Origin of the sequence: Lysobacter brunescens (assembly GCF_042677005.1) — a bacterium.
Classification (GTDB): Bacteria; Pseudomonadota; Gammaproteobacteria; order Xanthomonadales; family Xanthomonadaceae; genus Lysobacter_I; species Lysobacter_I brunescens.
In genome coordinates this window covers 910,548-931,095 of the sequence record NZ_JBHTIF010000001.1, presented here as the reverse complement: position 1 = coordinate 931,095, position 20,548 = coordinate 910,548, and the positions used below count along the sequence as shown (strand labels likewise).

The window sequence follows — 20,548 nt, the reverse complement described above, 5'->3', positions numbered from 1 at the left end:
CCGCGCCAGTCCACGGCCGCGACGAGACGCACTGGCCTGCGGGTGGCGGCACGGTGCGATCCGCCGGTCGCACCTTATGCCCGGCCATGGCCGGCTGTCATGCTATGCGCATGACGCCCGATGCCCCTTCCTCGCCCCGTTCCGCCATCCTCCTCGTCAACCTCGGCACGCCCGATGCGCCGACAGCCCCGGCGGTGCGCCGCTACCTGGCCGAGTTCCTCCACGATCACCGCGTGGTGTCGCTGACCCGCTGGCTGTGGTGCCCGATCCTGCACTTCATCATCCTGCCGCTGCGCGGGCCAAAGGTGGCGCACAAGTACGCGTCGATCTGGATGGACGGCGGCTCGCCGCTGGCGGTGCACACGCGCGGTCTGGCCGAGGCGATGCAGGCGCAACGGCCCGATGTCCGCGTGGCCTGGGCGATGCGCTACGGCAATCCGTCGATCGCCTCGGTCGTCGACGCGCTGCGCGCCGAGGGCGTGCGCGACATCGTCGTGCTGCCGCTCTACCCGCAGTACTCGACCACCACCACGGCCTCGGTGCAGGACGCGATCGACCGCGTGGCCCGCGCCCATGCCGACACCCGGTTCCGCGTCGTGCACGACTACCATGTCGACGCCGGCTGGGTCGCGGCGGTCGCCGATTCGATCCGCGCCCACTGGGCCGCACACGGCCGTGCCGATCGCCTGCTCTTCTCGTTCCACGGCATCCCGCAGCGTCTGGTGAACGCCGGCGACCCCTATGAGAGGCAGAGCCGGGCCAGCGTCGACGCGATCGTGGCTGCGCTGGGCCTGGCGCCCGACGAGGCCCTGCTGACCTTCCAGTCGCGCTTCGGTCGCGAGCCCTGGCTGCAGCCCTACACCGACGAGACCCTGAAGGCGCTGGCCGGGCAGGGCGTGAAGACCATCGACGTGGTCTGCCCGGGTTTCGCTGTGGACTGCCTGGAAACGCTGGAGGAGATCTCGGTGGAGAACGACGCGCTGTTCCGCGAGGCCGGCGGACAGGCGCTGCGCTACATCCCCTGCCTGAACGCGTCCGACGCGCACGCTGCGGCTCTGGCCGGCGTGGTCGCTGCCTTGCCGGGAGCCCGCGCATGAGCCCGACGTCGCACGCCGCGCCGCTGCGCGAACTCGATCTGCCGACCGCGCGCGGCCGCTTCGCCGGCTTGCGCAACGGCAATGCCGGCGCCGCGCCGCTGCTGGCCTTGCACGGCTGGCTCGACAATGCGGCGAGCTTCGTGCCGATGGCCCCGTTCCTGGCGGGCTACGACCTCGTCGCGCTGGACCTGCCCGGCCACGGCCAGAGCTTCCATTACCCGGCCGATGCGGAGTACAGCCTGTTCAGCACTCTGCTGGACGTGCTCGCCGCCGCCGATGCGCTGGGCTGGACGCGCTTCACTCTGCTCGGCCATTCGATGGGCGGCGCGATCGCCAGCCTGCTCGCCGCCGCCGCGCCGGAACGCATCGCGCGCCTGCATCTGATCGAGGCGATCGGCCCGCTGGCCGCGCCCGAAGACACCACCGCCGAACGCCTGCGCGACGCGGTCGCCAAGCGCCGCGCGCTGGACGGCAAGCGCAAGCGCGTGTTCGACGACCCGGAGCTGGCGGTGCGCGCGCGCATGCAGACCAACATCACCACCCTGGACGAGGACTCGGCGCGGCTGCTGGTTGGCCGCGGCCTGAACACCGTGCCCGGCGGCTACGAGTGGAGCAGCGACACGCGCCTGACCCTGCCGACGGCGGTGCGCATGTCCGAGACGCAGGTCGCCGACTGCCTGCGCGCGATCGCCTGCCCGGTGCGCATGGTCATGGCCGATCCCGCGCCGCCGTACATCCCGCCGTCGATGCGCGACGGCCGCATCGCCTGCGTCCGCGACATCGCCTGCACCGTGCTGCCCGGCAGCCACCACCTGCACATGACCCATCCGCGCGAGGTCGCGGCGGCGCTGCGCCTGTAAACAGGCCAGTACCGGGCCAGTCGCCGGGTCTGCGGAATTGCCGGGCAACCGCGCGATAATCCCGCCATGAGCCAGCCATCCGCCCCCGATTCCGCCATGACCCATCCCGACCTCCCGCTCGGTCGCGAGGTCGCCTATCCCGATCGCTACGATGCCGGGCTGTTGTTCCCCATCCCGCGCGCCATGGGCCGTGGCGAGATCGGCCTGCGCGACGCCGCGCTGCCCTTCGCCGGCCACGACCGCTGGCATGCCTACGAGCTGAGCTGGCTCGACGTGCGCGGCAAGCCTGTCGTCGCGACCGCGACGCTCGCGGTGCCGGCCGATTCGCCGCACCTGGTCGAATCGAAGTCGCTCAAGCTCTACCTGAATTCGCTCAACGCCGCGCGCTTCGAATCGCCAGCGCGCGTGCGCGAGACCATCGCCGCCGACCTGTCGCACGCGGCCGGTGCGCCGGTGGTGGTCGAGTTCGGTCTTCCGTCCTTCGAGACCGACGACGCAGCGATGTCGATCGACGATCTCGACGTCGAGATCGACCGCTACGGCCCGCCCGATGCCGCGCTGCTGGCCGTGCACGACGATGTCGTCGAGGAAACCCTGCGCTCGGACCTGCTCAAGTCCAATTGCCCGGTCACCGGCCAGCCCGACTGGGCCACGGTGCGCATCGCCTATCGCGGCCCGCGCGTCGACCGCGCCGGCCTGCTGCGCTACCTGGTCTCGTTCCGCGACCACGCCGAGTTCCACGAGCAGTGCGTGGAACGCATCTTCGTCGACCTGCTCGCGCACTGCCGCTGCGAAGCCCTGTCGGTCGAAGCGCGCTACACCCGCCGCGGCGGGCTGGACATCAATCCGTGGCGCGCGCTGCCGGGCACGCCCGCGCCGAAGGCGGGACGCGACCTGCGCCAGTGAACCTGCGTGGCGTCGCGTTGCGCATGAACGCGCGCTGTCGCGCCCGGCGCGGGGAAAAAAAGACCCGAATGCCATGGATTCTTAACACTTTCGCGTGTCACTGTGTCCGCGCCTTTCCGGCAGGAGCCCTCCAGACATGACCACGCCCGACAAGAAACCCGATTTTTCGAACGTCCAGACCACGGTCACGAGCACCGAGCAGATCCGCCCGGACTTCAGCAACGTCCAGACCACGGTCACCTCCACCGAGGAGATCGTCGGCGGCGAAGGCGGTGGCGGCGGTACCGGCGAGCAGACCTACACGATCGAGAAGGGCGACACCCTCTCCGCCATCGCCAAGCGCTTCTATGGCAAGGCGAAGTTCTGGTCGAAGATCCATGACGCCAATCGCGACACGATCGAGGATCCCGACCGCATCTTTCCCGGCCAGGTGATCCGCCTGCCGGCCATCGACGTCGATGGCGACGGCGACCTCGACGATCCGTCCGCCTGATCGCGCCCCGACCTCCCGATCCCCTGATCCCTGTCCGCATTTCGAACGGAGCACCATGCCCATGACCCGCACCCTCAAGACCCCGCTGTCGCAGGCCCTGCTCGTCGCCGTGATCGGCGCCGTCGCCATCGTCGGCTGCAAGAAGGACGAGGCCGCGTCCGCCCCGCCGGCCGCCGCCGAACCGGCCCCCGCCCCCGCGCCTGCGGCCCCCGCCACCGCCTCGGTGTCCACGGTCGACATCGGCAATGCCGTCGGCGCCGACATGAAGGTGTCCTCGCCCACCGCTACTTTCAAGCCGAACGAGACCTTCCACGTCGCCATCGGCACCGCCACCAGCGATCCCGCCGCCACCGTCGCCGGCAAGGTCAGCGTCAAGCTCGTCTACATGGACGGCACCGAGGAAATGGTCGTCAACGACGAAAGCCGCGACATGAACCTCACCGGCGCCGGCTCGACCAACTTCCAGTTCGCCAAGCCCGATGGCTGGCCGGCCGGCAAGTACAAGGTCTACGTCTCCATGAACGGCAACGTCGTGCAGACCAAGGAAATCGAAGTTACCAAGTGAGCCCTGCGGCCCGGTGACTTCACGAAGGGCGCGGCTCCGGTCGCGCCCTTCGCATGTCCGGCGGCAGGGAGCCGGCGTCGGCACGGCGCGTGGATTACCCTATGCGCCCGCTGCAGGAGCCCCGCCATGTCCGCCAACGCCATCCTCGACGACGCCCAGCTGGAGCGCCTGTCCGACCTGCTCGACACCCGCGCGGTGCCGTTCAAGGGCTTCAACCTGGAAGCGCTGGACGGCTTCCTCTCCGCCCTGGCCGTCGGCCCCGAGACCGTGCCGCCGGAGGAATGGCAGCCGGCGGTCTGGGGCGGCAAGCCGCCGCGCTGGGAAGCTGGCGAAGCGGATGAAGTCGACGCCCTGCTGCAGGCGCACTGGAACCTGGTCACCCAGCGCGTGCGCCATGGCAGCGACGAGCTGCCCGACGCCCTCGCGCCGCTGCTGTGGCTGCCGGAAGATCCGTCCGAACACGAGGACGACGAACTGGATGTCGGCCGCGACTGGGCCTACGGCTTCTTCCGCGGCGTCGAGCTGCGCGAAGCCGCGTGGGAAGCCTGGCTCGACGAGCACGACTGGATCGACGAGATCTTCGGCATGCTCGACCGCCTCGCCAGCGGCGAGGTCATCGGCGAAGACCCCACTGCCGAACCGACCCCGCTGGAGTACCGCGAGCGTCTCGGCATCGTCATCGAACTGCCCTCGATGCTCGCCGACCTGCACCACCACCGCATCGACGCGCTCACCCCGCGCACGCAGCTCAAGCGCGAAGCCAAGCCCGATCGCAACGATCCCTGCCCGTGCGGCAGCGGGAAGAAGTACAAGAAGTGCTGCGGCAGCTGACGCACGGCGACGCGCTCAGGCCCGCCTGCGCGATGCGGCCTCGCGGGTCGCGGACGACCCGCCGGACGTTCGCGGACGCTGGCATGCGGACGCAAGCTGTGCCCATGCCGTCGGCAGCCATTCGCTGAATTCGGAACCGAACCCCGCCGACGACCCCAGCATGACGCATTCGAACGCCGCTTCCGACGCGGCCCCGGGCGCTGGCCCATCGCGGTCGTCGTCGATCGGTTCGCAGGCAGGCGCCGCGTCGTACGCGGCCTCGGGGCGGGCAGGGTGGTATGCGATATTCGACATCGAAGTCACGCGGAGGCAGGGAATGGACGTGCAGCGTGATCGTTCGCGTCGTGCGCTTGAATCGCCGCGCCGTCTACAGGCGCATTGCGCGATGCGCAAGAATCGGCGCCGAGCGTGCGGAGGGATCGAACGGGCGCTCAGGCATCGATGACGATCGACGGACTGCCCTGCGCCGGCACGGCCTGGCACAGCAGGACCTGCCCCGGTGCGATCGCGCTCGCGGGCGTTTGCGCATAGGTTGCCGTGCCGGCCACGAGCGCGTGGCTGCAGCTGCCGCACATGCCCTGCCGACAGGCATGCACCGGCGAAAGGCCGCGTGCTTCGGCCAGATCCAGCAGGCTGCCCAGGCCTGGTTCCCAGCGCGCTTCCTTGCCTGATCGCGCGAACAGGACCGGCACGGCCTGCGTTGCCGCCGGCGCCATCGGCGCGTCCGTCCCTCGCTGCAGTCCTGCCGGACCGAAGGCTTCCGCGTGGATTCGCGCATCGGGCACCTGCAGTGCGCGCAGGCCTGCATAGAGCGCCTGCATGAAGCCCGGCGGACCGCAAAGCGCGAAGTCCGCATCGTCCAGCGGCAGCAGCGATGCCAGCAGCGTGGCATCGATGCGGCCGGCATGGTCGTAGTCGATGCCGGTGCGCGCGGTCGGCCCGGGATCGGACAGTGCGTGCACTACGCACACGGCGCCGCGCGACGCCTGCGCAAGCGCGGCGACTTCCGCATGGAAGGCGCGTTCGTTCTCGTCGCGCGCGCCGTGGACGAACCAGGTCGGGCGGACGCGCCGCGTGCGCAGGCCTTCGTAGACGACATGGCGCAGCATCGCGAGCATCGGCGTGATGCCGATGCCGGCCGATGCCAGCACGAGCGGTCGCGTCGGTCGTGCGTCCACGGTGAAACCGCCGCGCGGTGCGCGGGCTTCGACGATGTCGCCCACGCGCAGGCGATCGTGCATGTGGCTGGAGACGCGACCCTGGCGACGCACGCTCAGGCGATACGCGCCATCGGATGGGGCGACCGACAGGGTGTAGGTGCGCACGACCGGCGCGTCGGCGTCGTCCAGCATCACGCGCACCGGCAGGTGTTGCCCAGCCTCGAACAGATCGAGGCCTTCGCCATCGTCCGGTTCGAGCCAGAAGGATTTCACGACGCGCGATTCCTGGTCGATCCGCGCCACGCGGAACGGCCGCCATTGCTCGCGCAGGCGCGCCACCTTCCGTCGCGCGGCGGTCTCTTCCCACGAACCGGTCAGCGCCGCGTTTGGCGACAGTTCGCCGCCATCGCCGCGCAGCGACAGCGCGCCGCGGCGCAGCACCCAGCGTTCGACGTCGAGGTGCCACAGGCGTTCGGCGCCCTGGAAGAAGCGAACGTCCCCGGCGTCGAAGTCGAGCACGACGCGACCGCTGACCTGGAGGATGTCGCCGCTGGAAAAATCGACGAACACCAAGCCGGCGCGGGGATTGCGCATGAAGTTGCCGAGCGTGTTGAAGTGCAGGTTGCCGGCGAAATCCGGGATGCTCAGCCGATCGCCCTGCACGCGGACGAAGCCGGGCCTGCCGCCACGATGCGAGGCATCGATCGATCGCCGCGCATCGTCATGGTCCACGTAGCTTGCGACGAAGCAGGTGTCGGCCGCGCGGATCATCGCGGTCGTGGCCGCGTCCAGCCGTTCGCCGTGGACGGGCGGCGGCAGGGATGCGGCATCGCGTTCCGGCAGGACGTGCAGGCCCCGCGCCTGGATGTATTGCGGACAGTTGCCGAAGGCATGTTCGACATGCAGCGCGAATGCATCGCCATCGCTGCTGAGCACCCCGTTGACGCGGTTGCGCCTGCGCGTGTGCAACTCGATGCCGAGCACGCCGACGGCCGCGCCGTCCCGCCAGCCTGCGGCGATCGGGTCTTCGCGTGGGGGGACTACCGAGAACGCAAGCCGCGTCGGGTCGGGCGAGGTCGCGAATCCGGGCGTGCCTTCGAGCAGCCCGGCCCACGGATCGCCGCGATCGTCGACGGTCGCCACGACCAGGAAGGGCAGCTGCGCGTAGAACTGCCGATGCTGGTCGGGCATGTGGTCGCGCACGACGCGACGACCGAACTCGGCCATGCGATCGGCCACGCCCAGCGATTGCTGGATCGCGACTTCTCCGGCGTGAAACGGCGAGGGTATCTGCATGTCGGGACTCGGTGGGGGACGCGGCACGGACGTGCGACGTCGGCACGCGGGCCGGCCTGCGCGCTGCGGTCAGGCGCGCAGGCCGACCGGCGTGGACACCATCGGCACGAAGCCCGGAAGCGCTTCGATGCGCGCGAGCCATGCACGGATCGATGGATAGGCCTCGAGCGAGACGTTGCCTTCCGGCGCATGCGCGATGTAGGTGTAGGCCGCCACGTCGGCGATGGTCGGGTGCGTGCCCACCAGCCACGCGCGGCCCCGCAGTTCGTCCTCCACCACCTGCAGCAGCGCATGCGCCTGGGCGATGGTGTCTTCGGCGCTGTAGCGCGCGCCGAACACGGTGATCAGCCGCGCGCGCGCCGGGCCGGAGGCGATCTGGCCGGCGGCCACCGACAGCCAGCGTTCCACGTTCGCCGCCTGCAGCGGGTCGTTCGGCAGCCACTGCTCGCCGCCGTACCTGCGCGCCAGGTACACGAGGATCGCGTTGGAATCGGCGATCACATCGTCGCCGTCCTGCAGCACCGGCACCTGTCCGAAGCGGTTGAGCGCGAGGAAGTCCGGGCGCTTGTGCGCGCCTGCGCGCAGGTCGACATCGACCTGCGTGGCATCGAGGCCGAGCAGGGACAGGAACAGTTCGGCGCGATGGGCGTGGCCGGACAGCGGGAAGCGATGGAGGACGAGACTCACGGAAGACTCCGGTGGGGTTGGGGTGCGCACATCGTCCCCGTCCGTCTCCCGCGCCGGAATCCGCAAGGCGGGCAAGCCATCATTTCACCTGCCGCAAGGATCGCCTCAGGACGCCAATGCCTCGGCCAGTCGCTGGCTCGCCAGCTCGACGAAGGCCATCAGCCGGGCAGAGGGAATCCGGCTGCGCGGGAAGACCAGGCAGACGGGTACCGGCGGCGGCTCGAAGGCTTCGAGCACGGGCACGAGGCGGCCTTCGGCCAGGTCCGAGCGCACCTGGTACGACAGGATCCGCGTCAACGCCCAGCCGGCTTGCGCCTCGCCGATCGCCGCGCGCAGCGTGCTGACGCTGAGCACCGGCGCCACGCGCACGCCCTGGCTGCGTTCCCCTTCGCCGAAGTGCCAGTCCAGGCTCGCGCTGGCGCCCACCGAAACGACGACGCGATGGCGCGCGAGATCCTGCGGACGTTCCGGCCGGCCGAATGCCTCCAGGTAGGCAGGCGAGGCGACGACCATCCGTCGTACCTCGCCCACGTCCACCACTTCAAGCCCCGAATCCTGCGGTGGGCCGATGCGCAGGGCGAGATCGAGCCCCTCTTCGACCAGGTTGGTCACGCGGTCGAGCAGCCGCACGCTCGCGGTCAGCTCCGGATGCAGGTCGAGGAACTCGCGGACCACCGGCATCAGGTACTGCTCGCCGAACAGCACCGGTGCGGTCACGCGCAGCGTCCCCTGCGCGCGGCCCTGCGGTCCTGCGGCGGCCTGCTGCGCGAGGTCCATCTCGGCAAGCAGCCGGCGTGCATCCTCCGCGAACCGGGCACCGGCTTCGGTCGCGCGCACGCTGCGCGTGGTGCGCACGAACAGTCGCGCGCCCAGGCGTTGTTCCAGTGCAGCGATGCTGCGGGTCACGGTGGGCGGCGTCAGGCCCAGGCGCTTCGCGGCTTCGCTGAAGCTGCCGGCGTCCGCGACGGCCACGAGTGTGCGCATTTCGGAAACCCGATCCATGCGTCGCCTATCCCATCAGCGCCGGATGGCCGCGCAGGCGCTCGGCCATGAAGGCGAGGAACACGCGGAGCTTCGCTGCGGCACGCCGTCCTTCCTGGTTCACCAGCCAGACCGGCAGCGGCTTGTCTTCGTAGGGCTGCAGCAGGCGCTCGAGGCGTCCGTCCGCCAATGCGGGCGCGATCTGGTACGACATCACGCGGGTCAGGCCCGCGCCGCATTCCGCGGCCGAGATCGCCGCGGCGTTGGTCGATGTCACCAGGCGCGGCTGGATCGCAATGTCGATGCGCGTGTCGCCATCGACGAACTGCCAGGCATCGTTGCGGGTGTCGGCCACGGAGGCGACGAGCGCGTGACCCGTCAGTTCCGACGGATGCGCGGGCCGGCCGTGCGCATCGAGATAGGCCGGGCTGGCGCAGACCACGCGGCGGATGTAGCCGAGCGGCATGGCGACGAGGCTCGAATCGGGCAGGTCGCCCATCCGGAACGCCGCATCGATGCCTTCCTCGCCGAGCAGCACCGTGCGATCGACCAGCAACAGCCGCACCGAGACGGCCGGATACGCCGCCAGGAAATCGACCACCGCAGGCACGAGCAACTGCTGGCCGAACAGTACCGGTGCAGCGATCACCAGGTTGCCCCGTGGTGCGATGTGCGCGCCTGCAGCCTGCGCCTCGGCTTCCTCGAGCTGGCGCAGGATGCGCCTGCAATCGGCGAGGTAGCGCTGCCCGGCCTCGGTCAGCCGCACGAAGCGCGTGGTGCGCACGAACAGTTCCGCGCCGATCGATGCTTCCAGCGAGGCCACCGCGCGCGTGACCGTCGGTGCCGACAGGTTCAGCAGGCGCGACGCAGCGGCGAAGCCACCTTCCTCGGCTACCGCGACGAACACGGCCATCTCTTCGATTCGATCCACTGCGCGTCCCGCCACGTCGGTGCGGCGCAGTCTGCGCGGATTCTTTCCGGATCTGCAAGGACCGGTTGCGGAGTCCGTCGATTCTCGCCGCCGGCCCGGGTTCCTAGAGTGCGCTCCACCGAAGCGGGCTACGTCCCGCACCACTCGGCCACACCCGTAACCCCACCCACTGCATCGAGGACACCCATGAACCGTTTGCCCATCCCCGCCGTCGAAACCGCCCCCGCCGCATCCCAGCCGCTGCTCGCCGCAGTGAAGCAGCAGCTCGGCATGGTCCCGAACCTGATGAAGGTGCTCGCCCACAGCCCGGCCGGCCTCGGGGCATACCTCGGCTTCAGTGCCGCCACCGCAGGCGGTGCGCTGGAGGCCGCCGATCGCGAACGGATCGCGCTGGCCGTCGCCGAAGCCAATGGCTGCGAATACTGCCTGTCGGCGCACACCTACCTGGGCAGGAACGTCGCCAAGCTGCCGGCCGGGGAGCTCGAAGCCGCGCGCGATGCGCGTTCCGCCGATCCGCGCAGCCAGGCCCTGCTGACGTTCACGCGCGCCGTGGTCGAACAGCGCGGCCAGGTCGACGATCAGGCGCTGCAGGCCTTCACCGCGGCCGGCTTCGGCCCGGATGCGGTCGTCGAGGTCGTCGCGAACGTCGCGATCAACGTCTTCACCAACTACCTCAACAACGTCGCCCGCACCACGGTCGATTTCCCCCTGGTCCCGGCGCGCACCGCCGTCCGCGCGGCCTGAGGCCGGCGCTACGGACCTGCCGGCCCCGCATTGCGATACCGGGCCGGCAGGTCCACTGGAGTCCGACATGCACATTGCGCGCCCACCCGTGCCGCCCTTTACCGAACACAGCGCCAACCGCAAGGTGTGCATGGCCGAGGATGCCTGGAATACCCGCGATCCCGATCGCGTCGTGCTGGCCTACACGGAAGACAGCCGCTGGCGCAATCGCGACCGCTTCATGCAGGGACGCACCGCCATCCACGCCTTCCTGCGCGAGAAGTGGTCGCGCGAACACGACTATCGCCTGATCAAGGAACTGTGGGCGTTCACTGCGGACCGGATCGCCGTGCGCTTCGCCTACGAATGGCACGACGACGCCGGACAATGGTGGCGCAGCCATGGCAACGAGAACTGGGAATTCGACGCCGACGGCCTGATGGCGCGACGCATCGCGAGCATCAACGATGTCGCGATCGACCCTTCCCAACGCCTGTTCCACTGGGCGTCCGGCCTGCGCCCGGAAGGCCACCCGTCGCTCTCTGCGCTCGGGCTGTGAGCGTCACGCAGCGTGCGCTCAGGCCCGTGCCTTCGCCTTCCACGCTGCCAGCACTTCCGCCTCGCGCTCGGGCTTGATGCCGGCGCGCGGGCCGGCCTTGCGGCGTTCCTCGGGCAGGGCGTCGTACCACGCGAGCGTGGCGGCGACGGTGTCGGCGATGCTGCGGAACGTGAGTCCCGCAGCGACGGCCTTGCGATTGCTGCGGGTGTGGAAGCCGGCGCTGTCGCCGGCGTTCGGCACCCAGGCGGGCATGTCGCCCCACGGCGTCACGTTCTGCGCGGCGAGGAAGTCCGCAGGCACGAAGGTCAGCGTCGCGCCCTGCGTGGTCGAGGCGCGCACGCCATACAGCAGCGCGGCCATGTCGAGGTCGTAGTCGGGGCCGAAGGCGTTGAACACGCCCTGTGTGCCCTGTTCGGCGAGGCGGATCATCCATTCGCCCAGATCGCGCGCGTCGATGATCCGCACCGGGTCGCGGCCGTCGCCGGGGCACAGCACTTCACCGCCGCGCCGCATCCGCAACGGCCAGTAGGTGAAGCGGTCGGTCTCGTCGCCGGGGCCGACGATCAGCCCGGGGCGCAGGATCGTGCTGCGTTCGCCGAAGTGCTTGCGCGTCTCGGCTTCGGTCGCCGCCTTGAGCCCGGAATACTTGTTCATGTCGGCGCGCAGCGAGGTCATCGTTTCCTTCAGCGGGTCGCCGGCGAAGGTGGCCAGCGCTGCGGTTTCGTCCTGGCCGCGCGTTGCGTTGTCGGCATAGGCCGACAGGCTCGAAATCATCATGTAGCGGCCAACGCGTCCTTTCAGCACCTGCGCCGCGTCGCGGATCCATGCCGGCACGCTGCTCGGATTGTCGATGCACACGTCCCAGCGACGGCCCTTGGCCACGGCCTCGGCCAGCGACGCGTAATCGTTCTTCTCGCGATCGCCGAGCAGTTGTTCGACCTGCGACGACCACTCCGGCTGCTTGCGCCCGCGGTTGAAGATCGTGATGCGGTGGCCGCGCGCCAGCGCGTAGCGCACCTGGTGCGGGCCGGTCAGGCCGGTGCCGCCGAGGATCAGGATGTCCAGGGGTTTCGACGCCGGTGCCGGCGGCGGCGTTGCGGGCGAGGCCTGCGCGGTCGCGCCGACGGACAGCGACGCCATGCCCGACACGCCCAGCACACCCAGTTTCAACAGTTCGCGGCGATCGATCGGCATGGTCCAGGCTCCGTTGGCGAGGATTCGATCCTGCGCCCGCCGCCGTCGTGGCTCCCGTGCCGGAAGTCAGCGCGGGCTTGCCTGCCTTGGCCGCATGGGCCATGAGGACGTTCGCGGAACGACGATGCCCCGGGCGAACCCGGGGCATCGCGTGATCACACGAACGGAAACGATCAGCCCAGCGTCAGCGTCAGGCCGAAGCGGCTGATCAGCGGGTTGATCGGCTGGAAGAACGTCACCGGGCTGGCCACGCTGCAGTTGTTGTTGCTGCCGGCCGGCAGCTGGCCGCCCGAAGTCACGCCCTGGGCCTGGCCCGAACCGGTGATCCACGAACCGCCGGAATCGCCCTGGCCCGCGCAGGCGGTGGACTGGGTCAGGCCGCTGACCGTGCCCGCGCCGTAGTTGGCGCTGACGTTCTTGCGGGTGACCGTGCCGCAGCGCCAGCCGGTGGTGCTGCCCGAACGGCAGATTGCCGCGCCCACGGCGGCTTCGGTGCGGCCCAGCACGCGCTGCACGGTGCCGTTGTACTTGCTGACCTGGCCGACCAGGGTGTCGCTGCTGCGCACGCTCGCCCAGGCCATGTCGCCACCGGGGTAGTAGCGCACCTGCACCGAACCCACGGTCGTGCCGGAAATGCCGACCACCGTGCCCGGGCCGCCGCAATGGCCGGCCGTGGCGAAGCCCTTGGCGCCGCTGCGCGTGGCGGCGAAGCCGATCGAACAGCGACCGCCGCCCGAGGAATAGGCGATGCCGCCGATCACGTTCACGAACGGCGTCGGCGCTTGCATCTGCGAGGCCTCGAAGCGGACCATCCCGGCATCGATGCCGCTGACCGCGACGAAATCGATCGCGTTCAGCGCATAGCCCGGGGCCACGGTGACCACCACGCTGTTGCTCGGCACGTCCACGCCCCAGGCGTACACGCCCTGCAGCGCCGACTTGTTCGACAGCGCATGCACGCGGTTCAGGCGTTCCACCGCGCCTTCGAGCTGGCGCAGCGAATGACGGGCCTGGCGCACGTCGACGCCGGCCACCTTCGCACCGCGCACGGCGCCGGTGCTGGCCACGACGTAGCGATAGCCGCCGTCTGCGCCGCGCTCCAGCCAGCCGCCGGCATAGCGGTCGCCGAGCTGGCGCGCCAGGCGGGCTTCGTTGAGGAATGCGGTGCGCTCGGCGGTGAAGTACTGCGCCAGCTGCGCGTCGTTGAGGCGCAGGTCGCGCTTCATGGCGTCGGCGACGGTCTTGCTCAGCACCGGTGTGCGGTCCTCGGCCGATGCGCTGCCGATGGCGAACACGGCGGCAGCCAGGGAGAGGGCGATGACGGTGCGGCGGGAATTGCGATGAGACATGTGAATTCGCTCCTTGAATGACGATGTATGGAAACCACGGATGGATGGAAACCACGCGCTGCGCCGCCTCCGGGTCCTCGCTCCCGGTGTGGTGCTTATGGCGACGCCGTTCCTGCGGCGGTCCTCGCGCATCGGGTGGGGGACATCCCGGCAGCGGGCCCCGGAACCGCAGGACCCGACGAACGTATCCGCCCCGCCGCGCACCATCCGTGCGAAGCCTCTCAGAACGCCCGGGGGATGCTGTGCCGACTTTGGCCCCAGGTCGTTGGGCTCGCCCTTCCCCCCACCCCCCGCGACCCGCGACAATAGCGGTCTTGGCCGGCGGCCTGCCGGCCTTCATGGAGACCAGTGAATGGCTGATTTCACCCCCCAGGTGCCCGCCGGCGGCGCCAAGATCACCAAGACCCCGACGGGTCTGGTCGTTCCCGACCATCCGATCATTCCCTTCATTGAAGGCGACGGCACCGGCCCGGATATCTGGCGCGCCAGCGTCCGCGTCCTCGACGCCGCGGTCGCCAAGGCCTACGGCGGCCAGCGCAAGATCGAATGGATGGAAGTCCTGGCCGGCGAGAAGGCGTTCAACGCCACCGGCAACTGGCTGCCCGACAGCACCGTCGACGCCTGCCGCGATTACCTCGTCAGCATCAAGGGCCCGCTCACCACCCCGGTCGGCGGCGGCATCCGCTCGCTGAACGTCGCGCTCCGCCAGATGCTTGACCTGTACGTCTGCCTGCGCCCGGTGCGCTGGTTCGAAGGCGTGCCCTCGCCGGTGAAGAAGCCCGGCGACGTCGACATGGTGATCTTCCGCGAGAACACCGAGGACATCTACGCCGGCATCGAGTTCGAACCCGGTTCGGACGACGCGCAGAAGGTGCTGGATTTCCTCGCCAAGGAATTCCCGAAGGGCTTCGACAAGATCCGCTTCGGCACCAAGGCCAAGACCGACGACTGGAACAAGGCGCTCGAAGGCATCGGCGCCCCGGCGCGCGACCTGCCGGTGCAGGTCGGCGTGGGCATCAAGCCGGTGTCCTACCTCGGCACCGAGCGCCTGGTGCACAGCGCGATCGGCTACGCGATCCAGAACAACCGCAAGTCGGTGACCCTGGTCCACAAGGGCAACATCATGAAGTTCACCGAAGGCGCCTTCCGCGACTTCGGCTACAAGATCGCGCGCGATTTCTACGGCGCGGTCGAACTCGACGGCGGCCCGTGGCACGTGATCCCCGAAGGCAAGCCCGGTGCCGGCCTCGTCATCAAGGACGCCATCGCCGACGCCTTCCTGCAGCAGATCCTGCTGCGTCCGCGCGAATACGACGTGTCCGCCACGCTCAACCTCAACGGCGACTACCTGTCCGACGCGCTCGCCGCGCAGGTCGGCGGCATCGGCATCGCCCCGGGTGCGAACATCAACTACGTCACCGGCCACGCCGTGTTCGAAGCGACCCACGGCACCGCGCCGAAGTACGCCGACCTCGACAAGGTCAACCCGGGTTCGGTCATCCTCTCCGGCGAGATGATGCTGCGCTACATGGGCTGGACCGAAGCCGCCGATGCCATCATCAAGGCGATGGACGGCGCGATCGGCAGCAAGCGCGTGACCTACGACTTCGCCCGCCTGATGGACGGCGCCACCGAAGTGAAGTGCAGCGAGTTCGCCGACGAGATCATCAAGCATCTCTGATGCGCTCGCGACACGCGTCGCATGCGAAAGCCCGGCGGAGACGCCGGGCTTTTTCTTGCCCGGAAAACGGCCGTGCATGAAAAAGCCGCCCCGGAGGGCGGCCCGATGGGTGGCGCGACATGGATGCGGACGGGGTCGTCCGATCGACCGGTGCGTCGTGCCTGGATGCGGCCCCGATCAGGCCGCTTCGTCGATGATCAGCACCTCGATCGCCTCGGCCTTGGCCGACGCATCCGTCGACGCCTGCGCATCGATCGCCTGCGTGGCTTGCGGCTCGACGCGCGGCTCGGTCGCCGGAGCGGCGATCCGCGGCATCGTGCGGCAGCCGTAACGACGCCGACGCGGCGACGCGTAGTGGCCCGCGAAGGTTCGCGGCGGGTGGGTGAAGATGATTTCGGTGGTGAATAACTGCATGGATCTCTCCTTGTTCATGGGTGAATCGAGCCATGTCCGGCTCGTACGGATGGACGCCCGCGCGCGCCCGCCGCGCGGATGCGCGACGGTGTCGTGCGAGCGTGTGCGCCGCCGGGAGGGCGACGCGGTGGGGTGGCGTGGACGACCGCGAGGAGGTCAGGGGTGCCGGCGGCACATCCTTGTGCCGGGGGACGACTGTCCATCCGCGCCATCGCTCGTGGCTGCGTACCGGTGCCCCTGTCCTGACCGCCTCCCTGCGGGCCGAGCGTCCATCATCGCAACCGGGGGTCTCACGGGCTGCGATGGCGGTGGCGGAATCTTGCTGGAACTTGGCGGAAATCCGCTTGTTTTCCAGGGTTTTCCGCCGTTCCCGACATGGAGGAAATGATACGTCCAAGGGGTCTCACGGACTGCGATTGCGCAGGCCCGCCCGCGCTACACTGCAGGCATGTCGAACGCACCGGACCCGCGCCCTTCCGATGCCGCGCAGCAGGCCGCCGCGCGCATCGTCGATGGCTTCGAGGACTACAACGCGCGCTTCTCCGACATCACGCGCCGCGCGCGCCGCCGCTTCGAACGACGCGACTGGCGCAAGTCGCAGGCCGACAATGCCGCACGCATCGATCTCTACGACCAGTGCATCGACGAAACCCTGTCCCGACTCGAAGCGCAGCTCGACGAACGCCTGCGATCGCGCGCGCTGTGGCGCGAGACCCGAGCCGCGTACGCGTCGCGCATCGAGCGCATGCCCGATCGCGAGCTGTACAAGACCTTCTACAACTCGCTGGTGCGTCGTTTCTTCCGCATCGACGGCGTCGCCGCCGACCTGGAATTCCTCGCCTTCGACATCGTGCCCACCGGTGATGCGAGCTGCCCCGGTGAAGCGTCGCACCACGCGCTTGGCGGCGACATCGACGACGCGGTCGAAGTCTGGCGCAGCCGGTTCGAGGCACTGGGCTTCGCCAACGGCTGGGCCGACCTGCCGCGCTGCGCGCGCGCCGTGGCCGAGCGCCTGCGCGGACGCGGCGTGGTCGCGGTGTCGATGCTGCGCACGCCGTTCTACCGCGAACGACGGGCCTACCTCGTCGGCCGCGCGCATGGCGCGTCCGGCGCGACCTACCCGGTCGTCGTCGCGCTGGTCAGCGAAGTCGACGGGGTGCGCGCGGACGCGGTGATCGTCGACGACCAGCAGCTGTCGATCCTCTTCGGTTTCTCGCGCAGCTACTTCCATGCCGACATCGCCCGCGTCGGCGACGTCGTCGCCTTCCTGCATGCGCTGCTGCCGCGCAAGCCGGTCGACGAGTTGTTCACCGTGGTCGGTCGCATCAAGCAGGGCAAGACCGAGCGTTACCGGCAGATCTTCCGGCACCTGGCCGAACATCCGCACGAGGAGTTGGTGATCGCCGATGGCGAACGCGGCATGGTCATGGCCGTGTTCACGCCGCGCGGGCATCCGGTCGTGTTCAAGCTGATCCGCGATCGCTTCGCGTACCCGAAGGACACGGTGCGTGCGGAAGTCGAGGAGAAATACCGGCTGGTGTTCCGTCGCGATCGCGTCGGTCGCCTGGTGGATGCCCAGGAGTTCCGGCGGCTGCGCTTCCCGAAGCGCCAGTTCTCGGCCGAGGCGCTGGACGAGCTGCTGCGCGAGTGCGCGCAGACCGTGCAGGTCGAAGGCGACGAGGTGCTGATCCGCCACTGCTACGTGGAGCGACGACTGCGTCCGCTGGACCTGCATGTGCGCGAGTCGCAGCCGCAGGTCGCGGAGCGCGCGGTGCTGGACTACGGGCAGGCGATCAAGGACCTGGCGCGCAGCAACATCTTCCCGGGCGACCTGCTGCTGAAGAACTTCGGCGTGACCCGTCACGGCCGCGTGCTGTTCTACGACTACGACGAGCTGTGCCTGGTCGAGGACTGCCGGTTCCGTGCGGTGCCGCCGATGCGCGACGAGGACGAAACGCGTCCGCTGGACGAGTGGCTGTATGCCGGCGCCGATGACGTGTTCCCGGAGCTGTTCCCGCAGTTCCTGGGGATCAGGCCCGAATTGCGCGAGAGGCTGCGGGCCGTGCACGACGAGATCTTCGACCCAGCCTGGTGGCGGGACGTGCAATCACGGCTGGCGGCCGGCGAGCATTTCGATGTGTCGCCTTACCCCGCGGCAACGCGGTTGCCGACGGGGTAAGGCGACGTCACGCGGCGCGGTGGACCGTGCCGGCAATGACGGGATCGTGGCTGCGTTCGGCCTTCGGCGAGGACACCAGGGTCAGCATCTCGGACACGCGCAGCGCGTCGGGCATGGCGACCGGCTGGTCGACCGGAGACGGACGGCGGCCGTAAGTGCGGCCGTAGGTGCGCTGGTAGAGGAGCGGGGGCAGGGGCTGGGCGCGCTCGGCGCGGAGCCAGAGACAGTTGAACATGGTCAATCTTCCTGTGTGTGGTGATCGGCGCGAACGGCGCCGGTCGGGTCCTTGGGGTGGTGTACGACCGTGAAGCTTCGGGGGTACGACAGTGTTGCGGCTCCATGCTGCAACGCAACATAGGATGGCGATCTTTGTTGCAATGCACAACCGCGCGGCGGTGACGAAACCGTCACCGTTGTCACCGGTTAAGGCTTCACGCCCAGCCTGCAAGGCCCCAAGGATCGCACTGGCAGCGACCCGGGGCATGGCGGAGAATCCCGGCTCCCCTTTCCCCAGGAACGACCATGCTCCGGATCGCATTGCTGACGACCGCCCTCCTGTTCGCTTCGGGTGCCGTGTCGGCCGCCGACACCCCTGCCAAGCCGGCCCGTGCCGAGGCCGTCGACGCCAATCTCGCGAAAGCCATCGCCGGCGACTGGCGCGATCCGAAGAACAGCGCGCGCGATGCGTTCCGCAATCCGGGCCAGACCCTGACCTTCTTCGGTGTCCGCGCCGACCAGAAGGTCGTCGAGGTCACCCCGGGCGGCGGCGGCTGGTATGCCGAGATCCTCGCGCCCTACCTCCGCGACAAGGGTCGCTACGGCGCTGCGATGGTCGATCCGTCCGTGCTGCCCGAGGGTCGCGGCCGCGACTACCAGCAGAAATCGCTCGACGACCTCAAGGCACGCCTGGCCGCGCATCCGTCGCGCTTCGACAAGGCCGCGATCGTGCTGTTCGATCCCAAGCAGCCGCGCTTCGGCGAGGCCGGCAGCACCGATGCGGTGCTGACCTTCCGCAACGTGCACAACTGGGTGTCGGCCGGCACCGCCGACGGCTACTTCAAGGCGTTCTTCGAGGCGCTGAAGCCCGGCGGCGTGCTCGGCGTGGTCGAGCACCGCGCCAAGCCGGGCACCGACATGGAGACGATGCGGAAGTCCGGCTACATGACCGAGGCGCTGGTGATCGAGCTGGCGACGAAGGCCGGCTTCGTCCTCGATGCGCGCAGCGAGGTCAACGCCAATCCGAAGGACACCGCCGATCACCCCAATGGCGTGTGGACCCTGCCGCCGACCAACCGCCACGATGCCGAAGAGGCGCAGAAGTACCGCGCCATCGGCGAGAGCGACCGCATGACACTGCGTTTCGTGAAGCCGGCGGCGAAGACGCCGGACCAGTATCCGGCCGAGCGCTGAGGCGTCCGGCGCAGTCGCGCCACAGCCTCGATCGCCGCGATGCCTCAGTCGCGACGTGCTTCCAGCAACTGGCGCAGCAGGGCGATCTGTTCGCCCTGCTCGGCCACGATCCGTGCCAGCTGCGCGTCGCGCAGCTGGTCCAGCTTGTCGTGCAGCGCCATGATCTCCAGCTCCGCCTTGAGGTTCACGGCGTAGTCGTGTTCGGCCGCGGCACGGTCGCGGGCGGCCTGGCGGTTCTGGCTCATCATGATCACCGGCGCCTGCAGCGCAGCCAGCATCGACAGCAGCAGGTTGAGGAAGATGAAGGGATACGGGTCGAACGGGTGCGTGCGCAGCAGCCAGACGTTCGAGACCACCCACAGCGCGAGGAACAGCCCGAAGCTTGCGATGAAGGTCCAGGAGCCGCCGAATCGGGCGACGTTGTCGGCGACGCGTTCGCCGAAACTGCGGTCGTCTCCGCTGCGCTCCGTGGGTGAGACATTCGTGCGTTCGCGTCGATGCAGCTGGGTGAGGACCGCGCGCTCCACGGCGGTGGCGTGTTCCCAGGCCTTGCCCAGCAGGCGTTGCGAGAGTCCGGTCGGGTCGTGCAGGTTCATGGCGGCGTTCCGGTGGGGCCTCGCCACAGCATAGGCGGCAAACCCGGGCACGCATTAACCTTGCGCATCCACAGCCCCCGCCGACCGATGCTGATCGCCTTCAACAAGCCCTACGACGTGCTCTGCCAGTTCACCGATCGCAGCGATCCGCTGCGACGGACACTGGCCGGGTTCGGCCTGCCGGCGGACGTCTACCCGGCGGGCCGGCTCGACCACGACAGCGAAGGCCTGCTGCTGCTCACCGACGACGGCGGGCTGGCGCACCGGATCACCGATCCCCGCCACAAGCTGGAGAAGACCTATCGGGTGCAGGTCGAAGGCGACCCGACTGCGGAACAGCTCGACGCCCTGCGTCGCGGGGTGACGCTCAACGACGGGCCCACGCGCCCGGCGCGCGTGCAGCGCATCGATGCGCCCGCGCTGTGGCCGCGCGACCCGCCGGTGCGCTTCCGCAAGACCGTGCCCGACGCCTGGCTGGAGATCGCGATCTGCGAGGGACGCAACCGGCAGGTGCGGCGGATGACGGCGGCCGTCGGCCTGCCGACCCTGCGCCTGGTGCGCGTGGCGATCGGAGACTGGACCCTGGGCGACCTGATGCCCGGGCAGTGGCGCACGCTGCGCTGAGCCTGCGCTCGA

At 69.5% G+C, this 20,548-nt stretch carries 21 protein-coding genes; 12 read left to right on the top strand and 9 right to left on the bottom strand.

Annotated elements, in window-relative coordinates; genetic code table 11:
• The first annotated feature begins 104 nt into the window (after positions 1–104).
• The 6 genes from hemH to ACFQ0E_RS03835 all read left to right on the top strand — a co-directional run bounded on the left by hemH (position 105) and on the right by ACFQ0E_RS03835 (position 4,752).
• The gene (hemH, locus tag ACFQ0E_RS03860) at positions 105–1,097 is read left to right on the top strand and encodes a ferrochelatase (protein ID WP_386822376.1); all 993 of its coding nucleotides are present in this window, start codon (positions 105–107) and stop codon (positions 1,095–1,097) included.
• Positions 1,094–1,957, top strand: coding sequence for an alpha/beta fold hydrolase (locus tag ACFQ0E_RS03855; RefSeq protein WP_386822375.1), 864 nt, complete (start codon positions 1,094–1,096; stop codon positions 1,955–1,957). The genes hemH and ACFQ0E_RS03855 overlap by 4 nt, the downstream gene beginning before the upstream one ends.
• Positions 1,958–2,053: 96 nt before the next feature.
• Positions 2,054–2,863 (top strand): NADPH-dependent 7-cyano-7-deazaguanine reductase QueF, encoded by an 810-nt coding sequence (gene queF, locus ACFQ0E_RS03850; protein ID WP_386822374.1) that lies wholly within the window; start codon positions 2,054–2,056, stop codon positions 2,861–2,863.
• 136 nt (positions 2,864–2,999) lie between these two features.
• Positions 3,000–3,356, top strand: a complete 357-nt coding sequence (locus ACFQ0E_RS03845) for a LysM peptidoglycan-binding domain-containing protein (RefSeq protein ID WP_386822373.1) — start codon at positions 3,000–3,002, stop codon at positions 3,354–3,356.
• Between the two features lie 61 nt (positions 3,357–3,417).
• Positions 3,418–3,921 (top strand): hypothetical protein, encoded by a 504-nt coding sequence (locus tag ACFQ0E_RS03840; protein ID WP_386822372.1) that lies wholly within the window; start codon positions 3,418–3,420, stop codon positions 3,919–3,921.
• A 126-nt stretch (positions 3,922–4,047) separates the two neighbouring features.
• Positions 4,048–4,752 carry a UPF0149 family protein gene (locus ACFQ0E_RS03835; RefSeq protein ID WP_386822371.1) on the top strand — a complete coding sequence of 235 codons (705 nt, stop codon included), beginning with the start codon at positions 4,048–4,050 and terminating at the stop codon, positions 4,750–4,752.
• 431 nt (positions 4,753–5,183) lie between these two features.
• On the opposite strand, the gene ACFQ0E_RS03830 is transcribed toward ACFQ0E_RS03835, so the two are convergent.
• The 4 genes from ACFQ0E_RS03830 to ACFQ0E_RS03815 form a co-directional block, all read right to left on the bottom strand.
• On the bottom strand, positions 5,184–7,208 hold the full coding sequence (locus tag ACFQ0E_RS03830; protein ID WP_386822370.1) for a 2Fe-2S iron-sulfur cluster-binding protein: 2,025 nt from the start codon (positions 7,206–7,208) through the stop codon (positions 5,184–5,186).
• A 69-nt stretch (positions 7,209–7,277) separates the two neighbouring features.
• Entirely contained in the window at positions 7,278–7,895 is a 618-nt protein-coding gene (locus ACFQ0E_RS03825) for a glutathione S-transferase family protein (RefSeq protein WP_386822369.1), read from the bottom strand.
• Between the two features lie 105 nt (positions 7,896–8,000).
• The gene (locus ACFQ0E_RS03820; protein WP_386822368.1) at positions 8,001–8,879 is read right to left on the bottom strand and encodes a LysR family transcriptional regulator; all 879 of its coding nucleotides are present in this window, start codon (positions 8,877–8,879) and stop codon (positions 8,001–8,003) included.
• 25 nt (positions 8,880–8,904) lie between these two features.
• Complete coding sequence (locus tag ACFQ0E_RS03815; RefSeq protein WP_386822367.1) at positions 8,905–9,807, bottom strand: LysR family transcriptional regulator; 903 nt, start codon at positions 9,805–9,807, stop codon at positions 8,905–8,907.
• Positions 9,808–9,993: 186 nt separating this feature from the next.
• On the opposite strand from ACFQ0E_RS03815, the gene ACFQ0E_RS03810 reads away from it, so the two are divergent.
• Both ACFQ0E_RS03810 and ACFQ0E_RS03805 read left to right on the top strand, forming a co-directional pair.
• A complete protein-coding gene (locus ACFQ0E_RS03810; RefSeq protein WP_386822366.1) occupies positions 9,994–10,551 on the top strand; it encodes a carboxymuconolactone decarboxylase family protein in 558 nt (185 codons plus the stop codon).
• 67 nt (positions 10,552–10,618) lie between these two features.
• Positions 10,619–11,089: a nuclear transport factor 2 family protein gene (locus tag ACFQ0E_RS03805; RefSeq protein WP_386822365.1), complete on the top strand. Its 471-nt coding sequence runs from the start codon at positions 10,619–10,621 to the stop codon at positions 11,087–11,089.
• A gap of 18 nt (positions 11,090–11,107) precedes the next feature.
• Here ACFQ0E_RS03805 and ACFQ0E_RS03800 read toward each other — a convergent pair whose 3' ends face one another.
• Entirely contained in the window at positions 11,108–12,283 is a 1,176-nt protein-coding gene (locus ACFQ0E_RS03800) for an NAD-dependent epimerase/dehydratase family protein (protein WP_386822364.1), read from the bottom strand.
• Positions 12,284–12,456: 173 nt separating this feature from the next.
• Positions 12,457–13,632 (bottom strand): S1 family peptidase, encoded by a 1,176-nt coding sequence (locus tag ACFQ0E_RS03795; protein WP_386822363.1) that lies wholly within the window; start codon positions 13,630–13,632, stop codon positions 12,457–12,459.
• Between the two features lie 352 nt (positions 13,633–13,984).
• On the opposite strand from ACFQ0E_RS03795, the gene icd reads away from it, so the two are divergent.
• Positions 13,985–15,313, top strand: a complete 1,329-nt coding sequence (icd, locus tag ACFQ0E_RS03790; protein WP_386822362.1) for an isocitrate dehydrogenase (NADP(+)) — start codon at positions 13,985–13,987, stop codon at positions 15,311–15,313.
• A 177-nt stretch (positions 15,314–15,490) separates the two neighbouring features.
• Here the strand turns inward: icd and ACFQ0E_RS03785 are convergent, their stop codons facing one another.
• On the bottom strand, positions 15,491–15,727 hold the full coding sequence (locus tag ACFQ0E_RS03785; RefSeq protein ID WP_386822361.1) for a hypothetical protein: 237 nt from the start codon (positions 15,725–15,727) through the stop codon (positions 15,491–15,493).
• A 448-nt stretch (positions 15,728–16,175) separates the two neighbouring features.
• Between ACFQ0E_RS03785 and aceK the strand changes: the two genes are divergently transcribed.
• A complete protein-coding gene (gene aceK, locus ACFQ0E_RS03780; protein ID WP_386822360.1) occupies positions 16,176–17,906 on the top strand; it encodes a bifunctional isocitrate dehydrogenase kinase/phosphatase in 1,731 nt (576 codons plus the stop codon).
• A 7-nt stretch (positions 17,907–17,913) separates the two neighbouring features.
• Here the strand turns inward: aceK and ACFQ0E_RS03775 are convergent, their stop codons facing one another.
• Positions 17,914–18,141, bottom strand: a complete 228-nt coding sequence (locus ACFQ0E_RS03775; protein WP_386822359.1) for a hypothetical protein — start codon at positions 18,139–18,141, stop codon at positions 17,914–17,916.
• Positions 18,142–18,428: 287 nt separating this feature from the next.
• On the opposite strand from ACFQ0E_RS03775, the gene ACFQ0E_RS03770 reads away from it, so the two are divergent.
• The gene (locus ACFQ0E_RS03770) at positions 18,429–19,316 is read left to right on the top strand and encodes a class I SAM-dependent methyltransferase (RefSeq protein WP_386822358.1); all 888 of its coding nucleotides are present in this window, start codon (positions 18,429–18,431) and stop codon (positions 19,314–19,316) included.
• A gap of 44 nt (positions 19,317–19,360) precedes the next feature.
• Here ACFQ0E_RS03770 and ACFQ0E_RS03765 read toward each other — a convergent pair whose 3' ends face one another.
• Positions 19,361–19,912, bottom strand: coding sequence for a DUF1003 domain-containing protein (locus ACFQ0E_RS03765; protein WP_386822357.1), 552 nt, complete (start codon positions 19,910–19,912; stop codon positions 19,361–19,363).
• 87 nt (positions 19,913–19,999) lie between these two features.
• On the opposite strand from ACFQ0E_RS03765, the gene ACFQ0E_RS03760 reads away from it, so the two are divergent.
• Positions 20,000–20,536: a pseudouridine synthase gene (locus ACFQ0E_RS03760; RefSeq protein ID WP_386822356.1), complete on the top strand. Its 537-nt coding sequence runs from the start codon at positions 20,000–20,002 to the stop codon at positions 20,534–20,536.
• The last annotated feature ends 12 nt before the right edge of the window (positions 20,537–20,548 follow it).